Source organism: Arthrobacter sp. 05L421 (assembly GCF_056397785.1).
This window is the reverse complement of the sequence record NZ_JBFTOC010000011.1, coordinates 135,081-160,586: the sequence shown is the minus strand read 5'-3', so window position 1 is coordinate 160,586 and position 25,506 is coordinate 135,081. Positions and strand designations below refer to the sequence as shown.

Genomic DNA, 25,506 nt, shown 5'->3' with positions numbered 1-25,506 from the left:
GCGGTGCTTAGCGGGCGTCGAAGTCCAGCGAGAAGCTTGCCCAGGCATCGGGAGTCTCGCGCAGGGTGACGTCCAGCCCGGCAAGGTCGCGGCCGTCGTTGCCGACGCGGATCTGGGCGGCGACGGCGTTGGCGATGTACTGTGCCAGGGCCTCGGTGGTGCTCAGCTTTCCGGCGAAGTCGGGGTGCTCGTCGAGGTTCTTGTAGTTCAGCCCCTCGAGGACCTCGTCCAGCACGTCCCCCGCCGCGCCGATGTCCAGCACGATCGCGTCGTCGTTGAGCTCACGACGGCGGAAGGTCACCTCCGTGACGAACGTGGCCCCGTGCAGGCCCTGGGCCGGGCCGAAGGCTTCGCGCGGAAGGCTGTGGGCGATCATGAAGTTTCGGCGGACGGTAAGACTGAACACGGGCTACCTCGTGGCTTCGGTGGGCTGGGCTTGGGCGGATGAGACTTGGATGGATGGGGCTTCAGGGGCTGGGGCTCCGGTGGACGGGTATTCAATGACGTGGCACAGGGCGTCCAGGGTCCCGTCCGCGAGCCGCTGGACTGCGCCGGGGAGCTCCTCGAACGTTGAGGATCCGGTCAGGAACACGTCGAAGACCGGGTCCCGCAGCAGCGACACGGCCAGCGCGAGGCGGTCGGCGTTGGTGCGGCGGTGCCGGCGGGCGCGGGCCACCATCCCCACCTGGCTGGCCCGGATGGACAGGCGGCGGGCATGGAAGTCCTCCCCCAGTGGCAGCGAGATCGCCCGGTCGGCGTACCAGGACATTTCGATGATGTCGCCGTCATCGCCCACCAACTGCAGGCTCCGCTGCAGGCCTTCCTGCGAGGCCGAGCAGTGGATCACGATGTCGCAGTCCGGGAGCGCGTCGTCGGGGTGGCTGAAGTCGACGCCTAGGGCGTCCGCGAACGCGCGCTTGGCGGGGTCGACGTCGATCAGCTGGAGCCGCGCGAGCGGAAAACCGGCCAGGAGCTTGGCCACCATGCCGCCGACGAGTCCGGCCCCGATCACGGCAACCCTGTCGCCCAGTCGCGGCCCGGCCTCCCAGATGCCGTTGACGGCGGTTTCCACCGTGCCGGTGAGTACCGCGCGGCGGGCGGGAACGTCGTCGGGAATCACGGTAAGTGATCCGACTGGGACGACGAAGCGGTCCTGGTGCGGGTAGAGGCAGAAAACGGTCTTGCCCGCCCAGCCGTCCGGGCCGGCCTCGACCACGCCCACGGTGAGGTAGCCGAACTTCACCGGGTAGGGGAAGTCCCCCTCCTGGTTGGGGGCGGCCATGGCATCGGCGACGCACGCCGGGACGCTGGCGTGATGGACCACCAGCTCGGTGCCCTTGCTGATGCCCGAATACAGGGTGCGGACCATCGCCTCCCCGGGACCGGGGGCGGGCACGTCCTCGCTGCGGAGCTCGCCCTGTTGCGGGCCGACGGTCCAATAGGCGGTGGCGTGCCGTTCAGAAGTAGTCATTGTGCTTACGAATCTAGTGCCCACTCTGTTCCTGGGGAAGCGTGCCGCGCGCGTTCGCGGTGCTGTGCGGAAGCCGTTGTGGCTCGTTTTGTGGATGGGCGCCTTGCTCCGGTACCCTAGTCAGGTTGGTGACGTGTCCGAGCGGCCGAAGGTGCAACACTCGAAATGTTGTTTGGTGTAAAAGCCAACGTGGGTTCAAATCCCACCGTCACCGCCAATGAGAAAGGCCCTGCTTCCCTTGTAAACAAAGGGAATCAGGGCCTTTTGCTTTGCCCATAGGTGGCTCATTGGCAAAAGATTGGCAAAACTTAACTATGGCGCCTCCGGAGAGCCAACAACTTTGCGCTCCCGCCCCGACGTCATCCTTCATGTCCGGCCTGTGATGCCTTGGACGACTGCCGCGCATTGCTGTTCGGAGGTGACGTCGAGCGGGAAGAAGTCCGCCAGTGCCTGGCCCTCCTTGGGGGGCGCGGTCGGCGCCTAGGATGAGGGCGCCCCACGCCGCATTCCACGGAAGGCGGCCCCAGGGTGCGGCGGCTGGACGATCCGCGGATCATTTATTACAGTCTTGCGGTGTCGAATGCAGGGCAAACGGACACGACGTCCGGGAAGGGGGCGCACATCACCGCTGACCAACACCACCAACCCACTGTTTCATCCGCTGCATGGGCCGATGGGTGCGGCTCCTGTGGAGCCGCACCCTTCGTCGTCGCACTCCCGCCGCCACACTGCCCTGAAGGGTCGCTGCGGGGTGCGCTCATCCGATGCTGCTGCGGCCGGGGATTGGGAAGATCAGGTTTGGGTACGCAGGTTCGTGGTCTCGGAAATTCAGGGGCTTGGGGTCCATTGCCAGTCTACAGTTGAGACGTCCGCGTCCGTCCTGCAGTATTTCCGGCCGGTCATCGAGTCGTTGTGTCCCACCTTGTAGGTGTAGTCGATGCCGAGCTCGTAACCGCTTGCACCATCCGCGAGCGTGATCTGTTTGAGCCCGCTGGAAAATGCGATTTTGACCAGGGTGACTTTTACCGGGCGCCGCTGTCCGGGTGCCGGTGTTGCACCGGAGGCCTGGTTCTGAAGCTCTTTCAGGCAGATATTTTTCACCCGCTGCGTCACGGCGGGGTCCCCGTCGGCAACGGACGGTGGGGACTCCGGAGGGGGTGTCGCCGTCTCCGTTACGGCCCGCTCCGGGGAAGTTGTCGGGTCCACCAATGGGGGCGCGGCCACGGGCTGGCTGCAGGAGACCAAGAGCGTGCCCGAGACCAGCAGGACGCCGATCAGGGTTGGCCCGGATCGATTCATAGCGCCCCCTTGCATTGTCGCTTGTTCCCTGACGGCATCTCCGAAAAGGCCATGCGCCCGGTACTGGACTGGGATGTGCCCGGACCTGGGGGCCGGGCACGTCCAGCTTCGTTGTATCCTTCCGGAATGGCCCTTGGAAAAACTGGGCAGCCGGTGGGAACGGGTCGGGCGCCCCAGGGGTACTACACGCTGGTGGCGTCCTGCACTTCGCCGACGAGTTCTTCGATGATGTCCTCGAGGAACAGCACACCGGTGGTGTTGCCGTCGACGTTGAAGACCCGGGCGACGTGCGCGCCGGTGCGGCGCATGGTGGCCAGGGCGTCCTCCAAATCGTTGCCGAGAAACGCGGAGGCGAGCCGGCGGATCCGCTTGGCCGGCACCGGCAGGTGGAACTTCTCGACGGTGGTGAGGTCCATGACGTCCTTCAGATGAAGGTATCCGGTTGGTTCGGCGTCCTCGTTGGTCAGGATGTAGCGGGAGTATCCGTGCTCGGCCACGGCCCGCTGGATATCCGCCGGGGCCGCCGATTCCGGCAACAGGACCATCCGGGCAATGGGGACCTCGACATCGGCCACCGTCTTCGCCGTGAATTCGAACGCCGCCGTCAGGGTCCCGCTCCTGTCGGTAAGCATGCCATCCCGGGTGGACTGCTCCACGATGGTGGCGACCTCGTCCAGGGTGTAGGCGCTGGTGGCTTCGTCCTTGGGCTCGACTTTGAACAGGCGCAGCGTGGCGTTCGCCAGGCCGTTCAGTGTCCAGATGACGGGCTTGAAGATCCGGGCGACCGTCACCAGCGGCGGGGCCAGGACGAGGGCGGCACGGGTGGGAACCGAGAAGGAGATGTTCTTCGGCACCATCTCTCCCAGGACGACGTGCAGGAAGGTCACCAGCAGGAGAGCGGTGACGAAGGCGATGATGCCAATCGCTTCGCCGGACAGCGAGGTCAGGCCCAGCGGAATCTCGAGCAGGTGGTGGATCGCCGGCTCGGAGACATTCAGGATCACCAGGGAACACACGGTAATGCCGAGCTGGCTGGTGGCCAGCATGAGGGTGGCGTGTTCCATCGCCCAGAGAGTCGTCTTCGCGGCCTTGCTGCCGGCCTCCGCCTTTGGTTCGATCTGGGAACGGCGGGCCGAGATCACGGCGAACTCGGCGCCGACGAAGAACGCGTTGACGGCCAGGAGCACCACCAGCCAGATGATGCCGGGGAGGTAGTCACCCATGGGTCAGCTCCTGTGTCAGGTTGTCAACGATGCGGTCGTGGGCGCTCTTCGGCTCTTCCCCGGTGGCATCCGGGGTGAAGCGGAGCCGCTCGACGTGGTTGCCGGCCATCCGCTCGACCCGCAGGTCCCCGCCGAGAATGGGAACTTCATCGCCAAGTTCCGGGAGGCGGTCGAGCCGGTCTGTGACGAACCCGGCCATCGTGTCGTACTCTTCCCCGTCCGGGACAACAATTCCCGTGCGGTCCAGAAGTTCATCCGGGCGAAGCGAGGCATCAAACGTGATCGCGCGGCCGGTCCGGACCACGCCGGCGCGGGCGCGGTCGTGTTCATCCTCGAGCTCGCCAACAATTTCTTCGACCAGGTCTTCAAGGGTGACGATCCCGGCGGTTCCGCCGTGCTCGTCGGTGACGATGGCTACCTGCAGCCCCTGCTTGCGCAACAGCCCCAGCAGCGTGTCCACGCCCATGGATTCAGGTACCCGCAGCGGTTCGATCATGAGACCGTCCGCCGTCACGCCCGCTCTCTCTTCCAGGGAAACGGCGAACGCCTGCTTGACGTGAACTACCCCCAGAACATCGTCCGGGTCCCGTCCGATGACGGGGAACCGGGAGTAACCGGTCGACGTCGCCAGCCGGACGATGTCCTCCGCCGTGGCATCGGCATGGACCGTGGTCATCCGGACCCGGGGGGTCATGACATCGGCGGCGCTGTGGTCCGAGAAGCGCAGCGTGCGGTGCAGCAGGGCGGCGTGGTCCAGGTCCAGCACCCCTTCCAGGGCGGAACGGCGGACCAGCGAACTGAGCTCCTCGGCGCTACGGGCACCGGAGAGCTCTTCCTTGGGCTCGATCCCGAATGACCGGATGATCTTGTTCGCGGTGTTGTTAAACAGCAGGATCACGGGTTTGAACACCGCGGTGAAGGCTGCCTGGAAGGGGATGACGAGTTTCGCTGTAGCCAGGGGAAGCGCCAGGGCGAAGTTCTTCGGCACCAGCTCACCGATCACCATCGAGAACACGGTGGCGATGAAAATGCCCGCGACAGCGCCGACACCGGGCACCACGGTCTCAGGCAGTCCCGCTGCGAGCAACGGTGAGCGCAGCAGCGAACTGATGGCCGGTTCGAAGGTGTAGCCGGTCAACAGGGTCGTTAGGGTGATGCCGAGCTGGGCACTGGAAAGATGCGTCGAGGTGATCTTCAGCGCCTTGATGGTCGGCGTGAGGCGCTTTTCGCCCTTGGCCTGCCGTGCTTCCAGATCATTCCGGTCCAGATTGACGAGCGCGAACTCGGAGGCAACAAACAAACCGGTGCCGACGGTGAGGACGAGACCGATGCCGATCATGATCCATTCATACATTCGGGCGCCCCTCTCCCGTGATGGCCGGCAATCCGGTCAGAAGGTGGAGGGGCGAGGGCATATGTGAAGGAGGGTCATCCATGGTGCAGCCCAGTCTAGCGGTTGCTGCTAAACGCCCATCCCGAAGCCCCGGCTGAGCCGGCCGGAAAAGTTCCCTGGCGGGGAGCGCATCACGGCCACGGCGTAGTCATGCTGCAGATGTCGCCCGCGCCGGGGAGGCCGGCCGCTATGCCTCCACCACCGGTTGAAGGGTCGGGAACCGGCAGCAGCCTGGCGGCAACGCCCAGCTCCGAAGGAAGTTTCACGTTCACCTACGCACCAGCCGGCGGCGAAAGCCCGGCGACGGGGGCTGCTACGGCCCCGGCAGCCATGATCACGGCCCCCTCGCCTACGACAGCGGCAGCTCCCGAAGCGGCGAAGACCGCGTAACGTCGCCGCTCCGGGGCTATGGGTCAGTTCAGGGAGAATCGAGGGCCTGAATCTGCCCTGAACTGCCCGCAGCCTGCATGAGCAGCGCGGGCCGATCACGGCTCCCCGTCAAGTTGCTCCATCTCCAGGCAGGCGACCTCGCAGGACACGGCACCTATGAGCGCTGCCGCCCTTCAAGGCCAGATCGTTAAGGAAGCAACGTTCGGAGTCCCCAAGCGGAACGAAATTAGCTCCTACGCCTCCGACGCGTCCCCTTGAAGCCATCGCCATTCGTCGATTGATGGGCTACTGACGTGTCGGCAGCGCTTCCTCTACCCACGCAGCTATGGCTCGGGTCGGCTCGGGTTCTTGGCTCGCGTGTCTGAAGATCAAGTCGTACCTGCCCCCAGGAAGTTCTATCGGGAACTCCGATAATTCGCGAAGCTCAGACTTACTATCGTTGTCTCCACCTTGGTAGGTCACGTGCAGCCTCATAGCCGCAACGGTAGAACAACCGCTGACTCTAAGAAAGACCCTTCGCGCTCGAACCTGGTAGACGTTTGCGGAAGTCGGCTACGTAAGGCTCGAAGGTCAAACCACTGACCGTGGCGCCGTTGCCGTCCCACTTGCCCGTGCTTTCCACACCTTCAACTTAGCCAATTGCAGCCCGCTCATGGCGGGCTTTTTGCACCCAAAAACACCAGAAGGAGCCGTTTTGGCTATTGCAACCACCCCGCTGACGTCATCTCCATCTCCGCGAAGGCGCAGAAGGCCGAAGACGAGCACCAGAGCGCACGTCGCCGGCTGGGCATCGCTGAGGCTGAGAACACCACAGAAGGAGAGCTAGGCCGAGGCAGGGGCACCTGGTCGGTGAGTTGGCTGTCAGACTCGGTCCGCAGGCCAGCTCTGCCGCTGTGCTGACGGTATGCGCACGGGCAGCGCATCGATCTTGGTTAGGGCGCGGTGCGTGGCCACGAGCAGCATGAAGAACCCCAGCAGGCCGAGCAGCGCCCCGAAAATCGACAGACTAACAAACACAGCAATCAAGCCTCTGTCGTTCCTCGAAGCAGACAAGGCCATGAAGATCCCGGCATAGCTCAGAAGCGGGCCCCCAAGGAACAAAGAAATCCCGACCACGAAGATCCCGGCTGAACGTTTGAACTCCACTTTTCCCCCAAATAGCGCGATTGACTCCGCAAGAGTACAGCCCATGCTCGGCTTCAAGACGAACCAACTCGACGGTCTCGACTGTCGCAGCGAGGGCGTCACGTGGACGGGCGATTCGGCGGGCTGAAGGGAGAGGAGGCAGCGATCCTCCCCAGAAAGTGTGAACCGTCCATGAACACGGGAACCCAAAAGCATCAAAGATAGAGAAGACAAAGGAGCGCCAGGTTTATGACCCCGAAGCGTCCAGGGCCCCACATCCAGACATCCACGTATGCGCAGTTCCGCGGCTATCGGGCAGTTCAGGGCGAACGGAGGGCCTGAATTCGCCCTGAACTGCCCGCAGCCGGCATCAGCACCGGGCCGATCAAGGCTCCCCGTCGAGTTGCTCCATCTCCAGGCACGCGTCCTCGTAGGACACTTCACCGTTACGGAAGGCCTGTTCCAGTTCCTTGGCTCTGCGTCGTGAATACGCCGTGCTCAGTGTTCCCGTGAGGCCGGCTTCGAGACAGTCGAGTCGGGAGTGCTTGGGCTGCTGGCTTTGAGCGACCAAGTGCCGGCAGATCGCCGTGCGGAACCAAGCGCCCGGGTGTATCAGGCGATATGCGTAGGCTTTGGGATCGACTAAGTGCATGGTTCCATGGTTCAACTCGCCGCTGAGAAGACCATGTGTATCCACTGAGTGATCGGGGCTAGCGGCCCTTTTCCCCGAACCGGTCACTGCCAAGCAAGAAGGCCCTGCTTCCCCTTCTCTCCAAGGGAAGCAGGGCCCGTCCTCTGGCCTACCCGCGGACGATCACCACATCCAGGGTCCGGGGGCCGTGGACGCCTTCGACGCGTTCGAGCTCGATGTCGCTGGTGGCGCTGGGGCCGCTGATCCAGGTCTGGGCGCGGGTGGCGTCGAGCCGGCGGAGCGCCTCGGGCAAGATGGCCGTGATGTCCCCCGCCCGGACGATGCAGATGTGCCGGTCCGGGACGAGGCTGATGACCCGGCGGCCCTGGTCCGGGCCGGCGTCGAGGACGATGGTGCCGGTTTCGGCGACTGCGACGGCGCTGCCGGTGACGACGGCGTCCACCCCGTCCAGTTCCTCGACACTGAGCCGGTGCCCGGGGGCGTCGGTGACGCGGCGGCTGGAACCGGCGTCGTGGGCGTCTGCCCCCGCGAACAGCGCCTTGTCGAGGCCGTGCGGGACGGCGTAGCGGCCGGTGCTCTCGAGCAGCGTGGCGAGCCGCTGCGGAACGGCGGCCGATTCCTCGACGAAGACGTTCGCCTTGTAGTCCAGGAGCCGGTCCGTCAACAGCTCGATGAGCTCCTCCTCGCCCAGGGTGGAGGTGCGCCGGTAGTCGCGGGGAACCTCCGGTACCGCCGGAGCATCCCGGAGTGCAGAGCGGATCCGGTCGAGTATTTCTGCGCGTGCGTTCACGGGTTCTCCTCTGTGCCTGCGGGTCCTGTGCCGGCGTCGCCAAAACCGGCGTCGCCGGTCTCGTTTGCGGCCGCCGGGGCAGCCGGCGCCTGGTGTTCCTTGTCCCACCATTGCCGGAAGGACTGCGACGGCGGTGCCGGGATGTCCCGGCTCTGGGTCCAGCCGGCGGCGATGCCGGGCAGTTTGGTGATTTTCCGGTCCGGTCCGGCGGCGAGCCGGCCCAGGGGCAGCGCCTTCTCGACCAGTCCGAGGTTCTTGCCGGAGGACAGCGCCCAGGAGGCCGCCTTCATGCCGAGGTCCATCTGGCTCGGCAACTTGTTCTTGCCCCGTTTGCTGTCCACGTCCTCGCCGCGCAGGTGCACCAGGATGTCCGGGATGTTGATCTTCACCGGGCAGGCGTCGTAGCAGGCGCCGCACAGGGATGACGCGTACGGCAGGGAGTTGTTCTCCTCCGCCGTGATTCCGGTCAGCAGCGGGGACAGGATGGCGCCGATCGGTCCCGGGTAGGTGGATCCGTAGGCGTGCCCGCCGGTGCGCTCATAGACGGGGCAGACGTTCATGCAGGCGCTGCAGCGGATGCAGTGCAGTGCGGAGCGGCCCATTTCGTCGGCCAGGGCGGCGCTGCGCCCGTTGTCCAGCAGGACCAGGTGGACGTTCTGCGGCCCGTCGTCGGGTGTGACGCCGGTCCAGAGCGAGGTGTATGGGTTCATCCGCTCCCCGGTGGAGGAGCGCGGGAGCAGCTGCATGAACACCTCGAGGTCCTCCCACGCCGGCAGCAGCTTCTCCACGCCCATCACGGTGATGAGGGTTTCCGGGAGGGTCAGGCACATGCGCCCGTTGCCTTCGGATTCGACGACGGCGAGCGTGCCGGAGTCCGCGAGGGCGAAGTTCGCGCCGGACACGGCCACCTTGGCGCTGAGGAACTTGCGGCGCAGGTGGGCCCGGGCGGCCGCGGCGAGCCGGGCCGGCTCGTCGGTCAGCTCCGGATCCACGCCCGCCATTTCGCGCAGGAAGATGTCCCGGACCTGGCTGCGGTTCTTGTGGATCGCCGGGACCAGGATGTGGCTGGGCTTGTCGTGGTCCAGCTGGACGATGAGCTCGGCGAGGTCGGTTTCGAACGCCGCGATCCCCTGCTCTTCGAGGTACTCGTTGAGGCCGATTTCCTGGGTGGCCATGGACTTGACCTTGACCACCTCGTCGGCGCCCTGGTCCCGGATGAGGCCGGCGACAATCCGGTTGGCTTCGCCGGCGTCGCGCGCCCAGTGGATGGTGCCGCCGCGGGCAGTGAAGTTGGCCTCGAACTGCTCCAGCAGCTCCGGCAGCCGGGCCATGACCGATTCCTTGATCGCCCGGCCGGCCTTGCGCAGCTCCTCCCAGTCGGGGAGCTCGGACACCACGGCCAGCCGCTTGTCCCGGATGGTCCGGGTGGCGTGGCCGAGGTTTGCCCGCAGCTGGGTGTTGCCCAGCTCGCGGTGCGCAGCTTTCGGGAAGGGCTCGTGCTCGTGCAGGTTGCCGATGCCGAAGACGGGCAGGGACGGCATCCCCAGGAATGTGCCGCTCATCGTGCGGTCCTTCCGGTGGTGAGGCGGACGTCGCCGGTGACGGCGGCGGGATGCTCGAGCGTGCTGGCCAGGATCTCGGCGAAGTGCATCGTGGTGACGCCGCTGCCCTGCCGGGACAAACCGCCGCCGATATGCAGGAGGCAGGACGCGTCGCCGCCTGCGCACAGCTCCGCGCCGGTTCCGCAGATGTTGGCGGTCTTGTCCGCGAGCATCGCCGAGGACACATCCGCGTTCTTCATCGAGAACGTGCCGCCGAATCCGCAGCACTGCTCGGCCTCAGGCAGCTCGGCCACCTCAATGCCTGCCACCGAGCGCAGGAGGTCCAGCTGCCGGTCGCCGAGCCGGAGCAGCCGCATCCCGTGGCAGCTCGGGTGGTAGGTGATCCGGTGCGGGAAGTAGGAGCCCAGCTGCGCCGCGGCGTCCGTGACGCCCAGGACATCGACCAAAAGCTGGGCGAGCTCATAGGTTTTGTGCCCGACGGCGGCTGCCCGGGCTTCCAGCCCGGCGTCCCCGCAGCGGCGGGCGACCATGGGGTGCTGGTGCTTCACGGAGGCGACGCAGGAACCGGACGGCGCGACGGCGACGTCGTACTCATCTTCCTCGAACGCCTTCACATGGTTGGCGACGACGGGCAGCGCTTCCGTAAAGTAGCCGCTGTTGACGTGCATCTGCCCGCAGCACGCCTGCCCGGCGGGGAAGATGACCTCGTGGCCGAGGCGTTCGAGGATGGACACCGTGGCGCGCGCCGTGGCTGGGTACATGGCGTCCACGATGCACGTGGCGAAGAGCGCGATCCTCACAGGGCACCCCCACTGGAAACGGACCGGGCGGCGCTCTGGTGTGCGGCCACAGGGGAGGGCACATAGTCCACCGGCTGCTGGGAGGCGCGGACCACGGCGCGCAGCTCGGCCAGGCCGCCGCGGAGCACGCCGGCGGCGCGGGCCTGGACCAGGACGTTGCCCAGCGCGGTGGCTTCCACGGGTCCGGCCACGACGGTTTTTCCGGTGGCGTCGGCGGTGAGCTGGCACAGGAGCCGGTTCTGGGACCCGCCGCCAACAATGTGCACGACGCCGGCGTGCACGTCCGCGAGCCGTTCGGCGTCGGCGATGGTCCGGGCGTAACCGGCGGCGAGGCTGTCCAGGATGCACCGCACGATGTGCGCGGGATGCTCCGGCAGGACCGTCACGGTGTTGCGGGCAGCGGCCCGGATGCGTTGGGGCATGTTGTCCGGGGCGATGAAGGAGGGGTCGTCGGCGTTGATGACCGGACCACCGGGAGGAAGAGTTGCGGCCGCGGCGAGGAGTTCCTCGAGCCCGGGCCGGTAGCCCTCGGCAGCCCAGGTGCGCTGGCATTCGCTCAGCAGCCAGAGGCCGCCGACGTTGCGCAAGTAGCGGATGGTGCCGTCCACGCCGCGTTCGTTGGTGAAGTTCGCGGCCCGGCTGGCTTCGGTCAGAACCGGATGGGAGAGTTCGACGCCGACCAGGGACCAGGTGCCCGAGGAGACGTAGGCGAATTTCTCCTTTTCACCTCCGGCGTCCGCGGGCACGGCGGCGACGGCGGATGCGGTGTCGTGCGAGCCCACGGCCACCACCTTCGTGGCGGCGGGCAGGCCGGTCCGTTCCGCGATCCCCGGCAGCAGGGGGCCGAGGATCTCGCCGGGCTGGATCAGCGGCGGGAACAGGTTCCCGGGCAGGCCCAGCGCGGCCAGGAACTCCGTGGCCCACTCCCCCGCGACGGCGTCGAAGAGTCCGGTGGTGGAGGCGTTGGTGGCCTCGGTGCGGCGCCGGCCGGTCAGCAGGAATCCGATGAGGTCCGGGATGAGCAGTGCCTGCAGCCCGTCCAGGCCGGGCTCGCTGGCGAGCTGGTAGATCGTGTTGAACGGCAGGAACTGCAGCCCCGTAGTGGCGTACAGACGGGCCGGGTCCAGTTCCCGGTGGACCCGGGCGACGGCGCCCCGGGACCGGTCGTCGCGGTAGCTGAACGGTGCCGCGACGAGTTCGCCGGCGCCGTTGACCAGCCCGTAATCGACGGCCCAGGTATCAATCCCGATGCTGGCGATGCCCTCGCCGCGGGCCGCGGCCGCCGTGGCGGCAGCCGCGAGCCCGGTGAGGACCTCGGCGAACAGCGCGTCGAAGTCCCAGCGGAGGCCGCCGTCGAACTCTCTGACGCCGTTGGGGAAGCGGTGCGTGGTCTCCAGTTCTGCCCTCGTCCCACCGGGACTGCCCGCGACCCGGCCCAGGATGACGCGGCCGGAGGAGGCGCCAATGTCGATTGCGACAAAAAGGCTGCCGGCGAACAGGCCGCCGTCGACGTCCGTGGTTGACACCGTGCTTACTGCAGGAGTGCTCATCGCAGGAAGGCCGCGGCCACGCCGGCGTCCACGGGGATGTGCAGCCCGGTGGTGTGGGAGAGCTCGCTGCCGGTGAGCACGGCGGCGGCGTTGGCCACGTTTTCGGGGAGGACTTCGCGCTTGAGCAGGGTGCGCTGGGCGTAGTACTTGCCCAGTTCCTCTTCCTGTACGCCGTAGACGGCGGCGCGCTTGGCGCCCCAGCCGCCGGCGAAGATCCCGGAGCCCCGGACCACGCCGTCGGGGTTGATGCCGTTGACCCGGATCCCGTACTCGCCCAGTTCCGCGGCGAGGAGCCGGACCTGGTGGGCCTGGTCTGCCTTGGTGGCGGAGTAGGCGATGTTGTTCGGGCCGGCGAACACGGAGTTCTTGGAGGAGATGTAGATGATGTCGCCGCCCATCTCCTGGCCGATCATCACCTGCGCCGCCGCCTTGGCCACCAGGAATGAGCCCTTGGCCATGACGTTGTGCTGCAGGTCCCAGTCCTTTTCGGTGGTTTCCAGGAGCGGCTTGGAGATGGAGAGCCCGGCGTTGTTGACCACCAGGTCCAGGCCGCCGAAGGCCAGAACTGCTTCCTGGATGGCCGCGGCGATCTGGGCTTCGTCGGTGACGTCGGCCTGGACACCGATGGCGACGTCGGGGCCGCCGAGTTCCGCGGCCACGGCCTGGGCGTTTTCGAGGTTCAGGTCCGCGATGACCACGCACGCGCCGTCGGCGGCGAAGCGGGTGGCGATCGCCTTGCCGATGCCCGACGCCGCCCCGGTCACCAGGGCGATCCGGCCGACGTGGGATTTGGGCTTGGGCATCCGGGCCAGCTTGGCCTCTTCCAGGGCCCAGTATTCGATCCGGAACTTCTCGGATTCCTCGATCGGGGCGTAGGTGGAGACGGCCTCGGCCCCGCGCATGACGTTGATGGCGTTGAGGTAGAACTCCCCCGCCACCCGTGCGGTCTGCTTGTTCGCCCCGAAGGAGAACATGCCCACCCCGGGCACCAGGACGATCGCCGGGTCCGCGCCACGCAGGGCGGGGCTGTCCGGGGTCGCGTGGCGGCTGTAATACCCCTGGTAGTCCTCGCGGTAGGCGGCGTGGAGTTCCTTGAGCCGGGCCACGACGTCCTCCACCGGGGCGTCGGCGGGCAGGTCCAGGACCAGAGGCTTGACCTTGGTGCGCAGGAAGTGGTCCGGGCAGGACGTGCCCAGGGCCCCGAGCCGCGGGTGCTCTGCGGCTTCGAGGAAGTCCAGGACGGCCGGGGCGTCGCTGAAGTGTCCCAGCTGCGGCTTGTCCGTGGAGGCGAGTCCGCGGATCACGGGCGCCAGGGCGGCGGCCTTGGCGCGGCGCTCGGCCTCCGGGAGGGCGGCGTAGCCGGGCAGCTTGGGCCCGAACGGTTCGTTCCTGCCGTGGTCTTTGATGTACTGCTCGGCCTGTTCGATGATCCACAGCGAGTTGGCCTCGGCTTCGTCGCTGGTGGCGCCCCAGGCGGTGATGCCGTGGCCGCCGAGGATGGTGCCGACTGCGTGCGGGTTCGCGTCCTTGATCGCGGCGATGTCCAGGCCCAGCTGGAACCCGGGGCGACGCCACGGCACCCACGCCACCTTCTCGCCGAAGATCTCCTTGGTGAGTGCCTCGCCGTCGGCGGCCGTGGCGATGGCGATGCCGGAGTCCGGGTGCAGGTGGTCCACGTGCGCGGCGTCGACCAGCCCGTGCATGGCGGTGTCGATCGACGGCGCGGCGCCGCCCTTACCGTGCAGGCAGTAATCGAACGCGGCCACCATGTCGTCTTCACGCTCGACGCCGGGGTACACGTTTTTCAGTGCCTGCAGCCGGTCCAGCCGCAGCACGGCAAGGCCCTCGGCCTTCAGCGTGCCGAGGTCCCCGCCGGATCCCTTGACCCACAGAAGTTCGACGTCCTCGCCCGTGACGGGGTCCTTTTCGGTGCCCTTGGCGGAGGTGTTGCCGCCGGCGAAGTTGGTGTTCCGCTTGTCCGCGCCGAGGCGGTTGGAACGGGCAATCAGTTCTTCAATAGTCTTGTTGGCTGTGTTCTGCATGTTCATGCCTGCTTATGCTCCCCATCCGGCTTGCTGGCCGCCGACGCGGTCCTCGTTGATCTTCTTCTGGTAGCCGCTGGCCTTGAAGGCGGCCAGCGGGTCCGCGGGAAGGCCGCGGGATTCACGCCACTGCGCCAGCGCCGGACGGACATCGGTGTAGAAGGCATCGTTGAAGATGCCGTTGGCGGCCAGGACGTCGCCGCCGCGCTGGGCCTCAGCCAGCGCATCGGTGTCGATGAGTAGGGCGCGGGCCGTCATTTCCTGGACGTTGAGCACGGAGCGGATCTGGCCCGGGATCTTTTCCTCCAGGTTGTGGCACTGGTCCAGCATCAGGGCGACGCCGGACTCTTTGCCGAAGCCGCCGCCGCGGATGACCTCGTGCATGATGCGGAAGAGCTGGAACGGATCGGCCGCGCCGACGATCAGGTCATCGTCCGCGTAGAACCGGGAGTTGAAGTCAAAGGATCCCAGCTTGCCCAGGCGCAGCAGCTGCATGACGATGAATTCGATGTTGGTGCCCGGGGCGTGGTGGCCGGTGTCGAGGCAGACGAAGGCCTTCTCGCCCAGGGCCAGGGTCTGGGCGTAGGAGGTGCCCCAGTCCGGAACGTCCGTGTGGTAAAAAGCCGGCTCGAAGAACTTATATTCCAGCACCAGGCGCTGCTCGTCACCCAGGGCGGCGTAGATTTCCTGCAGGGATTCGGCGAGGCGGTCCTGCCGGCAGCGCATGTCGTCCTGGCCCGGGTAGTTGGTGCCGTCCGCGAGCCAGATCTTCAGGTCCTGCGAGCCCGTGGCGTGCATGATCTCCAAGCACTCCAGGTGGTGATCGATGGCCCGACGGCGGACCGCGGGATTCAGGGAGGTCAGCGAGCCGAACTTGTACTCGTCATCCTGGAAGGTATTGGAATTCACCGTGCCCAGGCCCACACCCAGGCCCGCGGCGTACTCTTTCAGTGCCGCGTAGTCATCCACCTTGTCCCACGGAATGTGCAGGGCAACCGTGGGCGCCAGGCCGGTGAGTTCGTGGACCTTGGCGGCGTCGGCCAGCTTCTCCTGGATGGTGCGCGGGGTGCCGGGTGTGCCGAACACCTTGAAGCGGGTGCCGGAGTTGCCGTAGGCCCAGGACGGGACCTCGATGGCGAGTTCCGCGAGGCGGCCCAGGGCCGTTTCTGTGGTGTTCATGATTGTTCCTTCTGCGGTTGGTGGTTGTCCCCGGAGGCGTTGGCCGCGGACAACTGGTCCTCGAGATTGAAAATTTCGGTGAGCTGGAGGAAGCCCTGGTCCGGTGCTCCGGCGAGATCGTCGAAGAAGCCGGCCATCTCGGCCTGCCAGCGGGCGTTGACGTCCATGGCTGCCATCCGGGCCTGGGCTCCGGTCAGGCTGTCCGTTTCGAAGTAGCCGATCAGGAGCCCGTCGGGCCGGAGGAAGAGTGAGTAGTTGTTCCAACCGGAGGCCTTGAGGGCCCGGAGCATCTCCGGCCACACGGCGGCGTGCCGGCGGGTGTATTCATCGATCAGCCCGGGCCTGACCTGGAGCTGGAAGCAGACGCGTTGCGTGCTCATGAGAGCACCACGTGGCGGTGTTCGATGCCCAACAGGGACGCGGCGGCCTTGATATCCGCTGCCCGGTGGCCGACGCACAGGGCCCAGTGGTGTCCGATTCCGGTCTGGCTCCACCGGTCCACCCAGAGCCCGGGGTCACCGCCGAAGTCCACCCGGGAGGTCGTGTTGCCGATCTGCAGGAGCGGGCCGGGGACCACTTGGCCTTCGGAGGTGACGAAGACGTAGCTTCCGTCCGGGTCCTGGCCGAGGCCGAAGGTGGTGACAGGGCCGTGGCGCACATCGAATTCGACCGAGACGCCCCAGCCGCGTTTGCCGTGGTAGATGCCGAGTCCGCGCAGGAGCGGGTCCTGGGCGGACACGGCCAGGTGGGCCGGACCGTCGTGCCCCATTTCGACCACGTTGTCGAGGAAGTTCAGGGCCTGGATCTCGGTGAAGGAGCCCCCAGCGCCGATCGCCTGGGCGGCCAGCATGGCAATGGAGGTCCGCAGCTCGAATTCGCCGGCCATCGGAATTCCCCTGGCTGTCAGGATGGACGAGCCCAGGATCATCCCGGCGCCCAGCCGTTCGTGCTGTTCCCCGGCCAGTCCGCGGTGGTAGTAGGCCACGGAGTCGAGGTCAAAGTCCTCCACGAGGCGGTCCAGGCCCACCGACACCTTCGCGCCCCAGGCAAAGTCGTCGTCGTTCACGGAGTCATCAACAACGAAAAGTTCGCGGGCCAGCCCAAGCCGTTCGGAGACCTCCGCGTCCGTCACGGCGTTGACCCGTTCGCGGAGGTCATCGAATTCCAGCACCTCGACATGGGAGCCGAAGGTGGTCGAGACGGTGGTGAGGTCCGTGGCGACGTCGAGCATGCCCGGATAGAGGTGGCCCATCAGCCCGTGCCGGGCATGGCGGAGCCGGGCGCGGACGCCGGCGGCGTGGACCCACTGCGTGATCCGCTCCCAGGCGGACTCGTGCTTGAGGTGCCCGGAGACTGAGCGGAAGTCGATGCCGGCCCGGCGGAAGACGTTGGCGACCTCCGGCACGGGGCACTGGCCGCAGTAGGCCAGCCATTTGCCGGTGTCAAAGTTGGCGTGGTCCATCGCTTCGGTCGGCTGCAGGTCGATCACCAGGACGGGGGTTTTGGCCCGTTGGGCGATGGGAAGGACCATGGAGGACGTCAGGTACGTGGTGAGGAAGATAACGATGAGGTCGCAGTCGGCGACCCGCAGCTTTTCTCCGGCCGCCGAGGCTTCCTGCGCGTCGGAGATGAATCCGGTGTCGACGACTTCGGCGTCGAGCCCCTGGAAGCGGTCGGTGACGTAGCGGACGGAGTCCCGCAGCTGCGGCAGCAGTTCCGGGAACTGGGGCCAGTAGGCGCCCAGCCCGCCGGAGACCAGCCCGATGCGGGTGGGGCGGCGCCGGTGCGGGTGCAGCAGCCGGTCGGCCGGTTGTTTCTGGTTCATTTAAAGGGCCTTCCGGCGTGGAAAAGAGAACCTGGGGCTCTGGTGCCTGGTTTCCGGGCACGGCTGTGGGGAAAGCGCCGTGTGCCCGGTGCCGTGGCACCGGTGAAGTGGAAATGGTCAGAGGAGGGGACAAGGTGCCGGGCGGGCTGTCGGCGGCCCGCCCGGCCGCTCAGGATGGAAAGGTACTCAGAAGTTGTACTTGTCGATGTTCTCGGCGTTGAAGACGGTCGGCGGCCCGACAATCACGAGGCCGCCCTTTTCGACTTTGCGTTCGCCAAGTTCCCCGGCGGTGAAGGTGTCGCCTTCGGCGCCGGTGATCTTGCCGTCCGTGAGGGCCTTACCGGCGAAAGCGGCAACATAGCCAAGCTGTGCCGGGTCCCAGAGGGCGAACTCCTTGACGGTTCCGTCCTTTACGAAGGGCCGCATTTCATTCGGCAGCCCCAGCCCGGTGAGGGAAACCTTGCCCTTGTAGGCGGACGTGGAGAGGTACCGGGCGGTGGCGGCGATGCCTACCGTGGTGGGAGAGATGATGCCCTTGAGGTTCGGGTGGGCCTGCATGAGGCCCTGGGCCTCCTGGAAGGATTTGGTGTCGTTGTCGTCGCCGTAGACCTTGGCAACCAGCTTGATGTCCTTGTACGCGGGGTTGGAGGCCAGCTCCTCCTCCATGTACTTGATCCACTCGTTCTGGTTCGTGGCGTTGGCCGTGGCCGACAGGATGGCGATCTCGCCGCTGCCGCCGATCTGCTCGGAGATCAGCTTGGTCTGGATCAGGGCAACGTCCTTGGCTACGACCTGGCTGATGAAGACGTCGCGGCAGCCGGGGTTGGTGTCGGAGTCGAACGCGACGATCTTGGCGCCGGCGGCGCGGGCTTCGCCGAGCGCCGTGCAGACGGCGTCGGGGTCGTTGGCGGCAATCGTGATGACGTTCGTGCCGGCCTGCGTCTCGGCGTTGATGAAGGAAACCTGGCTGGAGGCGGAGGCTTCCAGTGGTCCGACGACCTGGGAGGAGGCGAAACCTGCCTCGGTGGCGCCCTTCTTGCCGCCGCCCAGGACGACGTCCGTGTACGGGTTGTTCAGCTGCTTGGGGATAAAGGTGATCTTCTGGTCCCCTCCCGCTGCTGAGGGGCTGTTGGTATCACTGGAGGATGCAGAGCCGCTGTTGCAGGCTGTCAGCGCCAGTGCGGCCACGGCGGTGATGGCCACCATGCTTCCCAGTCGGCCGGTCCGGCCCATGTTCTTGCGGTTCAACATCATCGTTTCTTCCCTTTTCCTTCGTGCGGTAGGTGCGGCCGGCCCCAGTCGGGCACGGTTTCTGTGGTGCTTGTGTGCAGATTTCAGGTGGACTTGCGGGTGAAACTTCGGCGTACGCGCCGGGTGTGGCGCCATTGCCTGATGGCGGAGCCGACGCTCGGTGCCACCACCGAGACGATCAGCAGCAGGCCGGTCACCGTGATGAGGACGACGTCGGACACCCGGGCCAGGCGGAGGGCGTAGTTGAGCGTCCCGATCAGCAGGACGCCGGCGATGACGCCGGGAATGGAGCCCTTGCCGCCGAAGATCGACACGCCGCCGAGCAGGACAGCGGCGATGACGGCCAGTTCCAGGCCGGAGGCGTTGTCGCTGCGGGCGCTCGTGTAGCGCAAGGTCCAGTAGATGCCGGCGAGCGCAGAGACGGCGCCGGATCCGACGTACAGCCAGAACTTGCTGCGGGCCACGTTGATGCCGACGAAGCTGGCGGCTTCCTTGCTGTAGCCCATCGCGTAGAGCCCCCGTCCGAACGGCGTGAAGTGCAGCAGCACACCGAAGAAAACCATCACCAGCACGACGCCGATCATGACCGTGGGGACGCCGGTGCCGCCGATCTTGGAGGTGAAGAAGGCGGTTAGCGCCTTCGGGAAGTTGGCCACCGCGTTGTCGCCGATGATGACCAGGGCCAGGCCGCGGAACAACGCCAGGGTGCCGATGGTGACCGCCAGAGAGGGCAGTCCGAGGACCGCGATCAGGAAGCCGTTGAACATGCCGGCGGCAACCCCTGCCAGCAGGCTGATCGCCAGGACCAGCCAGATGTCCATCCCGCCGGCCCAGAGGACGCCCATCAAGGCGCTGGTCAGGCCGGCCGTGCTGGCCACGGACAGGTCGATCTCGCCCGTGATGATGATCAGCGTCATCGGCATGGCGATCAGCAGGACCGGGATCACGTCCAGGAGCAGGAAGCCGGTGGTGACCGGGGAGGCGAAGCGCGGGATCGCGATGGCGGCGTAGATCAGGAAAGCAACCAGGGCGTAGATGGTGATGGCGTCACGGCCGGTCAGGATCCGTGCGGCGCCGGTCCGGCCCTTCGGTTCGCTGGCCAGCGGCTTGGTGTTGTCAGCCACGGGCGCCGGCGCCGTGCTGGTGGTGGACGTCGTTTCAGACATTGCGAGCCTCGCTAATCCGCAGTTTCTTGGCTGTGCGCAGGCTGGCCACGCGGTCGATGATGATGGCGGTGAGGATCAGCACGCCGACGATCGCCTGCTGCCAGAACTTGTCCACCCGCAGGGCGGTCAGGGAGCTGGTGATGGTGGTCAGGAGCACGGCGCCGAGGGCGGCCCCGGTCACCGATCCGCTGCCGCCGAAGATGGCCACGCCACCGACGACGGCGGCCGCCACGACGGTCAGCTCCATGCCGGTGCCGGTGGTGGCGCCGACTGAGTTGAAGCGGCTGGCGTAGAGTACGCCGGCCAGGCCGGCGAGCGCCCCGTTGGCCAGGAAGGCCAGGAACACGCGCTTGGAGACCTTGATGCCGAAGGCAGTGGCCGCGTCCGGGTCCGAGCCGATGGCGTACAAGTCACGGCCAGGGCGGGTGCCGGACATGTAGACGGCCACGGCGATCACGACGACGATGGCCAGCAGTGTGATGACGGGGAACCCCAGGAAGGTGTTCACCGAGAGGGCGCCGAACTCCTCCGGACGGTCGCCGGCGAAGAACTGTTTGCCGCCGGCCCAGGCGTTGTTCAGGCCGCGGTACACGTAGAGCGTCCCGAGCGTGATGACCAGGGCGGGCACTTTGGCCAAGGTGACCAGGGCGCCGTTGATGGCGCCCAGCACCGCCCCGAAGGCCATGCCGATCGCAAAGACGGCGATGATCGGCACGCCGGGAACGGCCGCGAAGATGGAGCCGGTGCCGAAGGCGACCAGTCCCAGCATGGAACCGACGGAAAGGTCGATGTTCCGGGTGATGATCAGCAGGGTCTGCCCCACGGCCAGAATCATGATGATGGTGGCGTTGAGCAGCAGGTCCTTCACGCCCTGGGCGGTGAGGAACAGCGGGTTGATCAGGTACGTGACGAGTACCAGCAGCGCCAGCGCGATCAGCACGGGGAGCTCGCGCATCCGCAGCACCGCAGCGGCGGCGCCCCGGGCGCCGGCGGCGGGCGCCGCCGTCGTTGCGTTCTTGTGGTCCAGAGCTGAGCTCACAGGGTTCCTCCTGCGGAAGACGTGGCGGCGTGCATGACCGATTCGGGATTCGCATCGGCACGGTCGAGTTCGGCGGTGATCCGGCCTTCGCGCATCACCAGGACGCGGTCTGCCATGCCGAGGACCTCGGGCAGTTCGGAGGAGATCATCAGAATCGCGATTCCCCGGCCGGCGAGGTCCGAAATGAGCCGGTGGACCTCGCTCTTGGTGCCGACATCGATGCCGCGGGTTGGCTCGTCGATAATCAGCAGGCGCGGGTCCGTGGCCAGCCACTTGGCGAGCACCACCTTTTGCTGGTTGCCACCGGAGAGCGTGGAGACGGCGTGTTCCTGCGAGCCAGTCTTGACCTGGAGCCGTTTGCTCCACTCCTGGGCGGCGCGCCGCTCGGCGGCACCGTTGATCAGGCCCGCCGTCGTGAACTTGTTGCGCAGCGTGAGCGTGACGTTGCGGGCCACGGACAGGTCCATCACCAGACCCTGCTTGCGGCGATCCTCCGGGACGAAGCCCATACCGGCGGTGATGGCCACCTGGGGATCCCGGGGCCTGAGCGTGCGGCCGTCGAAGGTGACGGCACCGGCGTCGTAGGGATCGATGCCGAACACGGCACGGGCCACCTCGGTGCGGCCGGCGCCCACGAGGCCGGCCAGGGCAACGATTTCCCCGGCGTGGACCTCAAAGCTGATATCGCGGAACACCCCGGCGCGGCTGAGACCGTCCACTTTCAGGACCACGCCGCCGATTTCGGCAGGCGTCTTGGGGAACAGGGCGCCGATGTCGCGGCCCACCATCTCGCGAACGATCTGCTCGACGGTGACGTCGGCGGTCCGGTGGGTGGAGATGTAGCGGCCATCCCGCATGACGGTGATGCGGTCGCACAGGTCAAAGACCTCATCGAAACGGTGCGAAATGAAGAGGATCCCGGTCCCGCGGTCCCGGAGACTCCGGGCGACGGCGAACAGCCGTTCCACCTCGACGCCGCTAAGGGCGGCGGTGGGCTCGTCCATCACCAGGACTTTGGCGTCCAGCGAAATGGCCTTGGCGATTTCAATGATCTGCTGGTCCGCGATGGACAGACCCTCGGCGATGCGGGTCGGCTCAATCGGAACGCCAAGCCGTTCGAACAGCTTGTGCGCTTCCCTGACCATCGTCGCCTTGCTGATGAGCCCGAAGCGGCCCTTGGGCTGGCGGCCAATGAAGATGTTCTCTGCAACGCTCAGATCCGGAAAGAGCGTGGGTTCCTGATAGATGACCGATATGCCAGCATCCTTGCTCTCGGCAACGTTGCGGAACTGGACGCTCTGGCCCGCCACCCGGAAGTCGCCGGAATCGGGGTGGTGCAGGCCTGCAAGGATTTTCACCAGCGTGGACTTGCCGGCGCCGTTCTCCCCGACCAGTGCGTGGATTTCGCCAGCCTCGATGTTGATGGTTCCATCGGCCAGGGCGACCACCGGGCCAAAGGTCTTGGCCGCGTGAGAGAGGGAGAGAACCGGAACCGGCTCCCCGTCAGAGGGGCCAGACCGGGAACTGTTTGTCTGCTGCATAAAATTAACCGCACCTTTGGGGCTTAGTGAACGCGTAATGAATCGTTTCATAACCAGCTGTGATTTGAATCATAGGGTCTTCAAATGAAGACGTCAACCGCCATCAACCATTCGTGGCGCGACTTTTGATTCGTTTCAATGAAAGGGTTCAAAGTGGACCCTGACGGGTATCCTGAAGAGAGTAGTTTGCCAACGGGGCGCCTGACCGTAGGCTGCGCCGTCCACGTTTCAGGAGCACAGGAAATGGTTTCAGCGAGCGTCAAGGACGTCGCGGCCCTGGCCGGCGTCTCGGTCGGGACGGTCTCCAATGTGCTGAACCGGCCGGAGAAGGTCTCTGCCGAAGTCACTGTCAGGGTCCACTCCGCCATCGACAAGCTCGGCTTCGTCCGGAACGACGCCGCGCGGCAGTTGCGCGCGGGGATGAGCCACAGCATCGGCCTGGTGGTCCTGGACGCCGCGAATCCCTTTTTCTCGGATCTGGCCAGGGGCGCGGAGGACCGTGCCACCGCGGAGAACTTGACGGTCCTCGTGGGAAATAGCAACGAGGATGAGGGCCGGGAATCCGCCTACCTGGATCTCTTCGAGCAGCAACGCGTGCGGGGCGTACTGCTGTCCCCGGTAGGAAATGTGATCCCCCGGCTGGAGCAGCTGCGGCGCCGAGGCATTCCAACAGTGCTTGTGGACCGGCAGACTGAGAACCTGAGTTTCTCCTCGGTGGCCGTGGATGACCTGGCGGGCGGGGAGATGGCTGCGGCCCACCTGTTGTCGCTGGGCCGGCGGCGGATCGCGTTTGTTGGCGGCCCGGCAAGCATCCGGCAGGTGGCGGACCGATTGGCAGGGGCCCGGAAGGCCACCGACGCCGTTGCGGGTGCCACCCTCGAGGTCATCGCGACGGAATCCCTGACCGTGCTTTCGGGAAGAGCGGCGGGCGAGTCCATCCGGTCCCGGCCCGAAGCCGAACGCCCGGAGGCGATCTTTGCAGCCAACGACCTTTTGGCCGTCGGTGTCCTCCAGGGCCTGATGCTCATGGGCGGCGTCCAGGTGCCCCAGGAGATCGCCCTGATCGGCTACGACGACATCGAGTTCGCCGCGGCCGCCGTCGTGCCGCTGTCCTCCATCCGGCAGCCCAGCGCCCTCATCGGCTCCACCGCGCTGGAACTGTTGCTCCGGGAAGCGGCGTCCGAGGACGGTTTTGAACCCACCCAGGTGGTGTTCCCGCCCGAACTGATAGTGAGGGCATCAACGCAGAGCTAATCAACGCAGGGCTAAAGGAGGCCCCGATGGGCAGCACAGACTATATGTTCCGGACCGTCTGGCGCGTGGCTGGGACGCCGGAAGAGGTTGCGGCCGTCCTGGGCGATGCGGCTTCCATGCCCCGCTGGTGGCCTTCCGTCTATCTCAGCGCCGAGCCGGTGGCCGGCGGCCCGGAACCCGGGCCCGGGATGCCCCGTCCCGCACGCCTGCACACCAAAGGCTGGCTGCCCTATACGCTCCGCTGGACCCTCACGGTCACGGAGCCGGTCACGCCCCGCGGTTTCGCCCTCACCGCGGCGGGCGATCTCAACGGCACCGGCCGGTGGACCTTCGGGCCGGACGGACCGGAAACCGTCATCACCTACGACTGGCGGGTCAGCGCCGCCAAGCCCCTGCTGCGCCGGCTGAGCTGGCTCTTCAAGCCCGGCTTTGCCGCCAACCACCGCTGGGCGATGGCCCGCGGCCAGGAGAGCCTCGCCCTGGAGCTGCGCCGACGCAGGGCCGCTGCGGGGACCACTCCCAACGGAGGACCCGCTATTCCACCGCTGCCCCGGCCCACATTTGCTTGGCTGACCCGGGCTCGCAGCCCGGGCCTGCGCAGCCCGTAAGGACTAACACCCGAGCCCTTAGCGTCTGGACGCCTGCACAACAGGACTGGGGTGTCTCATTCACTTGACCATTGAGGTGGCAGGCCATTCCACGGTTAGCTGGATCACATCCTCGTTTGTCCGTAACCGTTCAGGAAATCCTCATGACACTGCAGAATAACCGGCCCTCGAGCCGCACCACCGACTGGGACGACGTCGAGATCGGCGACGCCGTCCACCTCCGCCGGGGCGGCCGACTCGAGCACGCAGGCCGCGTGGACAACCGCACCGCCGACGGCGCCGTCGTATGGGTGGTGTCCAAGGGTGGGCACCGGAAGCTGTTCCATATCGCCGACGGCTTCGGACTGAGCGTGGCAGACCCCGAAGGAGCCAGCCATGCTGACAACTGACCGCCAATCCGCCGTGATGCAGCAGCCGAACGCCGCGTCCGGCATCGCATCCGGGACGAGCACCTGGACCACTGGCCCCGTCTCCTCCTGCCCGGATGACTGCCACTACTGCTCCGGCCCCGAGACCGACTAGCGGCAACGGTCCCGCGGCGCCGCGGCCCCAGGGCACCAAGGAGCTTGACCTCGGTCGATGCCCGGAAATCACAATCCGGGCATCAATCGGGCTCCGCCGCCGTGGCATCGTTGACTAAGGCAACGGCGAGCATGATGGTTGAGCCATGAGGTCTCAACGATTGATGCACGCACTGGTTGTGACAACGGCTGCCGCGGCGGCCCTCCTGCTCAGCGGTTGCGGGGGCAGCTCGACGCAGACTCAGTCGGCCACTTCGCCGCCCACAACGTCGGCCAGCGAAACCAGCCAGCCGGCGACTTCTGACGCCGCAACGGAAACCTCTGCGATACCTGCGTCCTCGCACGCGGCCCAGGCGGGCCCGGCACTGTGCAAGGCCGCAAGCCTGACTGGCACCACCGACTCCTCCGGCGGCGGCGCGGCGGGCAGCGTTTACATGCAGCTGATCCTGACCAACTCCGGCAAAGAACCGTGCCTACTGAAGGGCTATGCGGGCGTCTCCCTCACAGCCGGTGCCAACGGTGAGCCGATCGGCGCCGCAGCCACCCGCGACGAGTCGGCCCCGGTAACCGATGTCCTGCTCGCCCCGGGCGCGGCCGGCACCGCCACGCTGCGGTACACGCAGGCCGCCAACTATCCGAACTGCACCAAGACGGCGGCGGCAGGATTCCGGGTCTACCCGCCGAACGACACGGCCTCGCTGTTCCTCGCGCAGCCCATGGACGCCTGCGCCAACACGGACATCAATCTGTTGACGATCGCAGCCTTCCAGGCCAAGTAGCGTCAGGGCACCGCGTCTCTGTTTCCGCCGGCCCAACGATGCTTTG

Annotated in this window: 24 protein-coding genes and 1 tRNA gene; 6 read left to right on the top strand and 19 right to left on the bottom strand. The window is 66.7% G+C overall.

Features of this window, described 5'->3' with window-relative positions:
• Positions 1-7 precede the first annotated feature (7 nt).
• Entirely contained in the window at positions 8-406 is a 399-nt protein-coding gene (locus AC1DKQ_RS14275) for a 6-pyruvoyl trahydropterin synthase family protein (protein WP_476884281.1), read from the bottom strand.
• A 3-nt stretch (positions 407-409) separates the two neighbouring features.
• The gene (locus tag AC1DKQ_RS14270; protein ID WP_476919344.1) at positions 410-1,471 is read right to left on the bottom strand and encodes a zinc-dependent alcohol dehydrogenase; all 1,062 of its coding nucleotides are present in this window, start codon (positions 1,469-1,471) and stop codon (positions 410-412) included.
• A gap of 127 nt (positions 1,472-1,598) precedes the next feature.
• Between AC1DKQ_RS14270 and AC1DKQ_RS14265 the strand changes: the two genes are divergently transcribed.
• Positions 1,599-1,688, top strand: a tRNA-Ser gene (locus AC1DKQ_RS14265).
• Between the two features lie 611 nt (positions 1,689-2,299).
• Here AC1DKQ_RS14265 and AC1DKQ_RS14260 read toward each other — a convergent pair.
• The 17 genes from AC1DKQ_RS14260 to AC1DKQ_RS14180 all read right to left on the bottom strand — a co-directional run bounded on the left by AC1DKQ_RS14260 (position 2,300) and on the right by AC1DKQ_RS14180 (position 22,298).
• Positions 2,300-2,770 (bottom strand): hypothetical protein, encoded by a 471-nt coding sequence (locus AC1DKQ_RS14260; protein ID WP_476919343.1) that lies wholly within the window; start codon positions 2,768-2,770, stop codon positions 2,300-2,302.
• Positions 2,771-2,952: 182 nt separating this feature from the next.
• The gene (locus AC1DKQ_RS14255) at positions 2,953-3,993 is read right to left on the bottom strand and encodes a hemolysin family protein (protein WP_476884284.1); all 1,041 of its coding nucleotides are present in this window, start codon (positions 3,991-3,993) and stop codon (positions 2,953-2,955) included.
• Positions 3,986-5,347: a hemolysin family protein gene (locus AC1DKQ_RS14250; protein ID WP_476884285.1), complete on the bottom strand. Its 1,362-nt coding sequence runs from the start codon at positions 5,345-5,347 to the stop codon at positions 3,986-3,988. The genes AC1DKQ_RS14255 and AC1DKQ_RS14250 overlap by 8 nt, the downstream gene beginning before the upstream one ends.
• A gap of 1,290 nt (positions 5,348-6,637) precedes the next feature.
• On the bottom strand, positions 6,638-6,922 hold the full coding sequence (locus AC1DKQ_RS14245; RefSeq protein ID WP_476884286.1) for a hypothetical protein: 285 nt from the start codon (positions 6,920-6,922) through the stop codon (positions 6,638-6,640).
• A 364-nt stretch (positions 6,923-7,286) separates the two neighbouring features.
• A complete protein-coding gene (locus tag AC1DKQ_RS14240) occupies positions 7,287-7,553 on the bottom strand; it encodes a hypothetical protein (protein ID WP_476884287.1) in 267 nt (88 codons plus the stop codon).
• Between the two features lie 148 nt (positions 7,554-7,701).
• Entirely contained in the window at positions 7,702-8,343 is a 642-nt protein-coding gene (locus tag AC1DKQ_RS14235) for a LutC/YkgG family protein (RefSeq protein WP_476884288.1), read from the bottom strand.
• The gene (locus AC1DKQ_RS14230) at positions 8,340-9,905 is read right to left on the bottom strand and encodes a LutB/LldF family L-lactate oxidation iron-sulfur protein (RefSeq protein WP_476919342.1); all 1,566 of its coding nucleotides are present in this window, start codon (positions 9,903-9,905) and stop codon (positions 8,340-8,342) included. The genes AC1DKQ_RS14235 and AC1DKQ_RS14230 overlap by 4 nt, the downstream gene beginning before the upstream one ends.
• Positions 9,902-10,705: a (Fe-S)-binding protein gene (locus AC1DKQ_RS14225; RefSeq protein ID WP_476919341.1), complete on the bottom strand. Its 804-nt coding sequence runs from the start codon at positions 10,703-10,705 to the stop codon at positions 9,902-9,904. The genes AC1DKQ_RS14230 and AC1DKQ_RS14225 overlap by 4 nt, the downstream gene beginning before the upstream one ends.
• Positions 10,702-12,255, bottom strand: a complete 1,554-nt coding sequence (locus tag AC1DKQ_RS14220; RefSeq protein ID WP_476919340.1) for a rhamnulokinase — start codon at positions 12,253-12,255, stop codon at positions 10,702-10,704. The genes AC1DKQ_RS14225 and AC1DKQ_RS14220 overlap by 4 nt, the downstream gene beginning before the upstream one ends.
• Positions 12,252-14,303: a bifunctional aldolase/short-chain dehydrogenase gene (locus AC1DKQ_RS14215; protein ID WP_476919339.1), complete on the bottom strand. Its 2,052-nt coding sequence runs from the start codon at positions 14,301-14,303 to the stop codon at positions 12,252-12,254. Before AC1DKQ_RS14215 ends, AC1DKQ_RS14220 begins: the two co-directional genes overlap by 4 nt.
• Positions 14,304-14,309: 6 nt before the next feature.
• A complete protein-coding gene (rhaI, locus tag AC1DKQ_RS14210) occupies positions 14,310-15,476 on the bottom strand; it encodes an L-rhamnose isomerase (RefSeq protein WP_476919338.1) in 1,167 nt (388 codons plus the stop codon).
• Positions 15,473-15,856: an L-rhamnose mutarotase gene (locus AC1DKQ_RS14205; RefSeq protein WP_476919337.1), complete on the bottom strand. Its 384-nt coding sequence runs from the start codon at positions 15,854-15,856 to the stop codon at positions 15,473-15,475. The genes rhaI and AC1DKQ_RS14205 overlap by 4 nt, the downstream gene beginning before the upstream one ends.
• Positions 15,853-17,301, bottom strand: coding sequence for an arabinose isomerase (locus AC1DKQ_RS14200; RefSeq protein WP_476919336.1), 1,449 nt, complete (start codon positions 17,299-17,301; stop codon positions 15,853-15,855). Before AC1DKQ_RS14200 ends, AC1DKQ_RS14205 begins: the two co-directional genes overlap by 4 nt.
• Positions 17,302-17,487: 186 nt before the next feature.
• Complete coding sequence (rhaS, locus tag AC1DKQ_RS14195) at positions 17,488-18,555, bottom strand: rhamnose ABC transporter substrate-binding protein (RefSeq protein WP_476919335.1); 1,068 nt, start codon at positions 18,553-18,555, stop codon at positions 17,488-17,490.
• A gap of 80 nt (positions 18,556-18,635) precedes the next feature.
• Entirely contained in the window at positions 18,636-19,718 is a 1,083-nt protein-coding gene (locus tag AC1DKQ_RS14190) for an ABC transporter permease (RefSeq protein WP_476919334.1), read from the bottom strand.
• Positions 19,711-20,757 carry an ABC transporter permease gene (locus tag AC1DKQ_RS14185; RefSeq protein WP_476884298.1) on the bottom strand — a complete coding sequence of 349 codons (1,047 nt, stop codon included), beginning with the start codon at positions 20,755-20,757 and terminating at the stop codon, positions 19,711-19,713. Before AC1DKQ_RS14185 ends, AC1DKQ_RS14190 begins: the two co-directional genes overlap by 8 nt.
• The gene (locus tag AC1DKQ_RS14180; RefSeq protein WP_476919333.1) at positions 20,754-22,298 is read right to left on the bottom strand and encodes a sugar ABC transporter ATP-binding protein; all 1,545 of its coding nucleotides are present in this window, start codon (positions 22,296-22,298) and stop codon (positions 20,754-20,756) included. The genes AC1DKQ_RS14185 and AC1DKQ_RS14180 overlap by 4 nt, the downstream gene beginning before the upstream one ends.
• Positions 22,299-22,541: 243 nt before the next feature.
• Here AC1DKQ_RS14180 and AC1DKQ_RS14175 point away from each other — a divergent pair, with 243 nt between their 5' ends.
• From AC1DKQ_RS14175 to AC1DKQ_RS14155, 5 genes are all read left to right on the top strand, one after another.
• A complete protein-coding gene (locus AC1DKQ_RS14175; protein WP_476884300.1) occupies positions 22,542-23,552 on the top strand; it encodes a LacI family DNA-binding transcriptional regulator in 1,011 nt (336 codons plus the stop codon).
• Positions 23,553-23,578: 26 nt separating this feature from the next.
• Entirely contained in the window at positions 23,579-24,160 is a 582-nt protein-coding gene (locus AC1DKQ_RS14170) for an SRPBCC family protein (RefSeq protein ID WP_476919332.1), read from the top strand.
• 143 nt (positions 24,161-24,303) lie between these two features.
• The gene (locus AC1DKQ_RS14165) at positions 24,304-24,549 is read left to right on the top strand and encodes a hypothetical protein (protein WP_476884302.1); all 246 of its coding nucleotides are present in this window, start codon (positions 24,304-24,306) and stop codon (positions 24,547-24,549) included.
• Entirely contained in the window at positions 24,536-24,682 is a 147-nt protein-coding gene (locus AC1DKQ_RS14160) for a hypothetical protein (protein WP_476884303.1), read from the top strand. Before AC1DKQ_RS14165 ends, AC1DKQ_RS14160 begins: the two co-directional genes overlap by 14 nt.
• A gap of 145 nt (positions 24,683-24,827) precedes the next feature.
• A complete protein-coding gene (locus AC1DKQ_RS14155) occupies positions 24,828-25,460 on the top strand; it encodes a DUF4232 domain-containing protein (RefSeq protein ID WP_476919331.1) in 633 nt (210 codons plus the stop codon).
• Positions 25,461-25,506 lie beyond the last annotated feature (46 nt).

Coding starts and splice junctions, on each gene's coding strand:
- AC1DKQ_RS14270 (WP_476919344.1), bottom strand. CDS start 1,471: ATGACTACTTCTGAACGGCACGCCACCGCCTATTGGACCGTCGGCCCG.
- AC1DKQ_RS14260 (WP_476919343.1), bottom strand. CDS start 2,770: ATGAATCGATCCGGGCCAACCCTGATCGGCGTCCTGCTGGTCTCGGGC.
- AC1DKQ_RS14255 (WP_476884284.1), bottom strand. CDS start 3,993: ATGGGTGACTACCTCCCCGGCATCATCTGGCTGGTGGTGCTCCTGGCC.
- AC1DKQ_RS14250 (WP_476884285.1), bottom strand. CDS start 5,347: ATGTATGAATGGATCATGATCGGCATCGGTCTCGTCCTCACCGTCGGC.
- AC1DKQ_RS14240 (WP_476884287.1), bottom strand. CDS start 7,553: ATGCACTTAGTCGATCCCAAAGCCTACGCATATCGCCTGATACACCCG.
- AC1DKQ_RS14230 (WP_476919342.1), bottom strand. CDS start 9,905: ATGAGCGGCACATTCCTGGGGATGCCGTCCCTGCCCGTCTTCGGCATC.
- AC1DKQ_RS14220 (WP_476919340.1), bottom strand. CDS start 12,255: ATGAGCACTCCTGCAGTAAGCACGGTGTCAACCACGGACGTCGACGGC.
- AC1DKQ_RS14215 (WP_476919339.1), bottom strand. CDS start 14,303: ATGAACATGCAGAACACAGCCAACAAGACTATTGAAGAACTGATTGCC.
- rhaI (WP_476919338.1), bottom strand. CDS start 15,476: ATGAACACCACAGAAACGGCCCTGGGCCGCCTCGCGGAACTCGCCATC.
- AC1DKQ_RS14205 (WP_476919337.1), bottom strand. CDS start 15,856: ATGAGCACGCAACGCGTCTGCTTCCAGCTCCAGGTCAGGCCCGGGCTG.
- AC1DKQ_RS14200 (WP_476919336.1), bottom strand. CDS start 17,301: ATGAACCAGAAACAACCGGCCGACCGGCTGCTGCACCCGCACCGGCGC.
- rhaS (WP_476919335.1), bottom strand. CDS start 18,555: ATGATGTTGAACCGCAAGAACATGGGCCGGACCGGCCGACTGGGAAGC.
- AC1DKQ_RS14190 (WP_476919334.1), bottom strand. CDS start 19,718: ATGTCTGAAACGACGTCCACCACCAGCACGGCGCCGGCGCCCGTGGCT.
- AC1DKQ_RS14180 (WP_476919333.1), bottom strand. CDS start 22,298: ATGCAGCAGACAAACAGTTCCCGGTCTGGCCCCTCTGACGGGGAGCCG.
- AC1DKQ_RS14175 (WP_476884300.1), top strand. CDS start 22,542: ATGGTTTCAGCGAGCGTCAAGGACGTCGCGGCCCTGGCCGGCGTCTCG.
- AC1DKQ_RS14170 (WP_476919332.1), top strand. CDS start 23,579: ATGGGCAGCACAGACTATATGTTCCGGACCGTCTGGCGCGTGGCTGGG.
- AC1DKQ_RS14165 (WP_476884302.1), top strand. CDS start 24,304: ATGACACTGCAGAATAACCGGCCCTCGAGCCGCACCACCGACTGGGAC.
- AC1DKQ_RS14160 (WP_476884303.1), top strand. CDS start 24,536: ATGCTGACAACTGACCGCCAATCCGCCGTGATGCAGCAGCCGAACGCC.
- AC1DKQ_RS14155 (WP_476919331.1), top strand. CDS start 24,828: ATGAGGTCTCAACGATTGATGCACGCACTGGTTGTGACAACGGCTGCC.